The sequence below is a fragment of the Kitasatospora sp. NPDC057738 genome (assembly GCF_042798815.1).
Classification (GTDB): Bacteria; Actinomycetota; Actinomycetes; order Streptomycetales; family Streptomycetaceae; genus Kitasatospora; species Kitasatospora lactacystinica.
In genome coordinates this window covers 1-4,230 of sequence record NZ_JBHVJT010000157.1, presented here as the reverse complement: position 1 = coordinate 4,230, position 4,230 = coordinate 1, and the positions used below count along the sequence as shown (strand labels likewise).

Here is a 4,230-nt window from a genome sequence, read left to right as displayed (position 1 = left end):
GAGGACCGCCTGCCCGAGCCGGCGCCGTACCGCGACTTCGTCGCGCACGCGCGCCTGGCGGTCACCGCCGACCAGCACCGCGCCTACTTCGAGCGCGCCCTCGGCGAGGTCGAGGAGCCCACCGCGCCGTACGGCGTCCTGGGCACCCGCGGCGACGGCAGTGGCGCCGGCGAGGCGATCGTCGAGCTGTCGGCCGAACTGGCCGACCGGGTGCGGGAGTCGGCACGTCGTCACGGTGCCAGTGCCGCCGCGCTGTTCCACCTCGCCTGGGCGCGCGTCGTCGCCGCCACGACCGGGCAGACGCATCCGGTGTTCGGCACCGTGCTGCTCGGCCGGATGGACGCCGGGGACACGGCGAGCCGCACCCCGGGCCTGTTCATCAACACCCTGCCGATCCGGATCGACGCCACCCGGCCGCTGGACGCCGGACTTCGGTCGGTCCAGGTCCAGTTGGGTGATCTGCTGCGGCACGAGCACGCCCCGCTGGCGCTCGCCCAGCAGGTGGCCGGACTCCCCGCCCAGAGTCCGCTGTTCACCTCGCTCCTCAACTACCGCCACAGCAGGCCGCGTTCGGATTCCGGTCAGGGGAGCCTGCTGGAGACCGGGATCGCGGGCATCGACATCCTGTACGCCCACGAGCGGAACAACTACCCGGTGACGGCCTCGGTGGACGACACCGGCGTCGGCTTCCGGCTCACGGTGCACGCGGCCGAGCCGATCGACTCCGACACCGTCTGCGGCCTGCTGCACACCGCCGTCGAGAACCTGGTCGGCGCCCTGGAGGCGCACCCCGCCGCCACGCTGGACACGGTCGCCGTCCTGGACGACCGTCGGCAGGACCAGCTGCTGCGCGGCTGGAACGACACCGCGCGGGAGCTGCCGGCCGCGACGCTGCCGGAGCTGTTCGAGGCGCAGGTCGCCCGGACGCCGGACGCGGTCGCGTTGGTGCGCACCCGCGCCATGGACCCGGACACCACGGACATCCCGGGCCACGAGACGCTGACCTACGCCGAACTCGACGCGCGCGCGGGCCGGCTGGCCCGCGTCCTGGCCGGCTACGGGGTCGGGCCGGAGGCACTGGTCGCTGTCGGCATGCACCGGTCCACGGAGCTGGTCACCACCTTCCTGGCGATCGCCAAGGCGGGCGGCGTGTTCGTCCCGCTGGACCTGCGTTCGCCCGAGGCGCGGACGGCGGCCGTCCTGGCGGACGCCCGGCCGCACCTGCTGGTGGCCGACTCCGCCCTGCGGGAGCACGAGGTCGTGCGCACGGCCGAGGCGCAGGGCACCCGGGTGGTCCTCGTCGACGCCGACGTCCTCGCCGTGCCCGCAGCGGACGGCTCGGACGGCTCGGACGGCGCGGACACCATGGAGCCCGTGAGCCCGACGCGGGTGCTGCCGGACCAGGCGGCGTACATCATGTACACCTCCGGCTCCACCGGCACCCCCAAGGGCATCGTCACCACGCACGCCGACGTCGCCGCCCTCGTGCGGGACTCGCGCTGGAACGTCGGCCCGGCCGACCGCGTGCTGTTCCACGCCCCGCACGCCTTCGACGCGTCCACCTACGAGCTGTGGGTCCCGCTCGTCCACGGCGGCAGCGTCTCCGTCGCGCCGGAGGTCAGGCTCGACAGCGCCACCCTGCACCGGCTGATCGTCGACACCCGGGCCACCCACGTCCATGTCACGGCCGGGCTCTTCCGCGTCATCAGCGAGGAGAGCCCCGAGATCTTCGCCGACGTGACGGAGGTCCTCACGGGCGGCGACGTCGTGCCGCCCACCGCGGTCGCGCGGCTGCTCGACGCCCTCCCGCACCTGACCGTCCGCCACCTGTACGGCCCGACCGAGACCACGCTGTGCGCCACCCAGCACCCGATGGCCGCCCGGGCCGAGCTCGGGCACACGCTGCCCATCGGCAGCCCGATGGACGACACCCGGGTGTACGTGCTGGACGCCGCGCTGCGGCCGGTGCCGGTGGGGGTGCCCGGCGAGCTGTACATCGCCGGCACCGGGCTGGCCCGGGGCTACCTGAACCGTCCGGGCCTGACCGCGGAGCGCTTCGTGGCCTGCCCGTTCGGCGGGGCCGGGGATGGGCCCCTCGCCCCCAGCCCGGCGGCTGGGAGGTGCCCCCAGCCCGGTGGCGGGCAAGGAGGGAGGATGTACCGCACGGGCGACCTCGCCCGCTGGCGCGAGGACGGCACGCTCGACTACCTGGGCCGCACCGACGACCAGGTGAAGATCCGCGGCTTCCGGATCGAGTTGGCGGAGATCGAGTCCGCCCTGCTCGCCCGGCCGGGCGTGGCCCAGGGCGTGGTGATCGTCCGCGAGGACGTCCCCGGCGACAAGCGGCTGACCGCCTACGTGGTGCCCGAGGCGGGTGCGGCGGTGGACTCCGCCGCCCTGCGCGCGGAGCTGGCGGCGGTGCTGCCGGACTACATGGTCCCGTCCGCGGTGCTCGCCCTGGAGGCGCTGCCGCTGACGGCCAACAGCAAGCTGGACCGCCGCGCTCTCCCGGCCCCGGACCACGCGGCGGCGCTGGGGGCGTCCTACCGGGCGCCGCGGACACCGGAGGAGCAGCTGCTGTCCGAGGCGTTCGCGGACGTCCTGGGCCTGCCGCAGGTCGGCGTCGACGACGACTTCTTCGAGCTGGGCGGGCACTCGCTGCTGGCCACCCGGCTGGTCAGCCGGGTCCGTTCGGCCCTGCGGGTGGAACTGCCGCTGCGGGTGGTCTTCGAGAGCCCCACCGTGGCCGCGCTGGCGCCCCGGCTGTCGAAGGCGGAGCAGGCCGCGCCCGCGCTGGTCGCCACCGCCCGTCCGGACGTGGTGCCGCTCTCCCTGGAGCAGCGCCGGATGTGGTTCCTCAACGAGCTGGACGGCGCGAACGCGGCCTACAACATCCCGCTGGCGCTGCGGTTCGCGGGCGCCCTGGACCGGTCGGCGCTGGCGGACGCCCTGCGGGACGTGGTGGCGCGGCACGAGGTGCTGCGGACGGTCTTCCCGGCTCCGGCGGGGGAGCCGCGGCAGCGGGTCCTCGCCGTGGACGAGTACCGCTGCGAACTCGCGGTGGTGGAGGCGGCCGCGGCCGACGTCGACGGGCTGCTGGCCCGGGCGGCCGCCCGCCCGTTCGACCTGGCCACGGAGATCCCGATCCGGGCGACCCTGTTCGAGGTCGGGCCCGAGGAGCACGTCCTGCTGGTGGTGATCCACCACATCGCCGGCGACGGCTGGTCGATGCGCCCGCTGGCCCAGGACCTCTCGTCCGCCTACACGGCGCGCAGCACCGGCGGCGCGCCCGACTGGGCCCCGCTCCCGGTGCAGTACGCCGACTACACGGTGTGGCAGCGCGAGCTGCTCGGCGCGGACGACGACCCGGGCAGCGTGCTGAACCGTCAGCTCGCCTACTGGGAGAAGACGCTCGACGGCACCCGGCAGCAGCTGGAGCTGCCGGCGGACCGTCCGCGCCCGGCGGCGCTGACCCACCGCGGCGGGGTCGTCGAGCTGACCGTCCCGGCCGCCCTGCACGAGGAGCTGACCAGGCTCGCCCGGGCCGAGGGCGTGACCATGTTCATGGTGCTCCAGGCGGCCCTGGCCACGATGCTGTCCCGGCTCGGCGCGGGGGAGGACATCCCGATCGGCACGGCGGTCGCCGGGCGTACGGACGCGGCCATGGACGACATGGTCGGGTTCTTCGTCAACACCCTGGTCCTGCGGACGGACCTCTCCGGTTCGCCGACGTTCTCCGGCCTGCTCAACCGGGTCCGCGAGGCGGGACTGGAGGCGTTCGCGCACCAGGACGTCCCGTTCGAGCGCCTGGTGGAGAGCCTGGCCCCTGCTCGCTCGCTGACCCACCACCCGCTGTTCCAGGTCATGCTGGTCCTCCAGAACAACGAGGGGGCCACGCTCGACCTGCCCGGGCTGGACGTCAGCGGCCTGCCGAACGGCAGCTGGCCGGCCAAGTACGACCTCGACTTCACCTTCGAGGAGCGCTTCACCGCCGACCGGCGCCCGGCCGGCCTGCGGGGCCGCATCGTCTACGCCCGGGACCTCTTCGAGCACGGGACGGCCGAGCAGTTCGGCGCCAGGCTGCACCGGGTGCTCGCGGCGATGGCCGACGATCCGCGCCAACCGGCCCACCGGGTCGAGGTGTTGGGCGAGGCGGAGCGGGAGCTGGTGCTGTTCGGGTGGAACGACACGGCGCGTGAGGTGCCGGCGGTGACGCTGCCGGAGCTGTTC

Annotated in this window: 1 protein-coding gene; it reads left to right on the top strand. The window is 74.7% G+C overall.

Annotated features, from left to right (window positions below; translation table 11 throughout):
* Positions 1-4,230: amino acid adenylation domain-containing protein (locus ACFVGO_RS39260; protein WP_380636948.1), on the top strand; the 4,230-nt coding region annotated here is incomplete at both ends.